Origin of the sequence: uncultured Polaribacter sp. (genome assembly GCF_947495205.1) — a bacterium.
GTDB lineage: Bacteria > Bacteroidota > Bacteroidia > Flavobacteriales > Flavobacteriaceae > Polaribacter.
In genome coordinates this window covers 1-290 of record NZ_CANLXV010000050.1, presented here as the reverse complement: position 1 = coordinate 290, position 290 = coordinate 1, and the positions used below count along the sequence as shown (strand labels likewise).

General features: G+C 30.3%; 1 protein-coding gene. It reads right to left on the bottom strand.

Annotation, left to right across the window (positions count from 1 at the left end; genetic code table 11):
* A partial coding sequence (locus Q0762_RS13955) for a DDE-type integrase/transposase/recombinase (protein WP_366941009.1) occupies positions 1-290 on the bottom strand: 290 nt, incomplete at both ends.

The following is a 290-nucleotide window of genomic DNA, read 5'->3' as shown; positions in this document are numbered from 1 at the left end:
GTTCTCATATGGTTTGCCAATTTATAGCCCATAATTTGTTTAGAATAGGCATCTGTCACGATGGCTAAATAGTTGTGACCATTTTGAGTTTTAATGTATGTAATATCGCTAACCCATAATTGCTCTGGTCTAGTGGGAACTTTATCTTTAATTAGGTTTTTATATTTTCTAAACTGATGTTTAGAATCGGTTGTAGTTATATAGTTTTTTAACTTTGGAACAAGAAGATTATGCATTCTTAAAACGCTGTAAAACTTGTCTCTACCAATTTTAATATCATTGGCTATAAA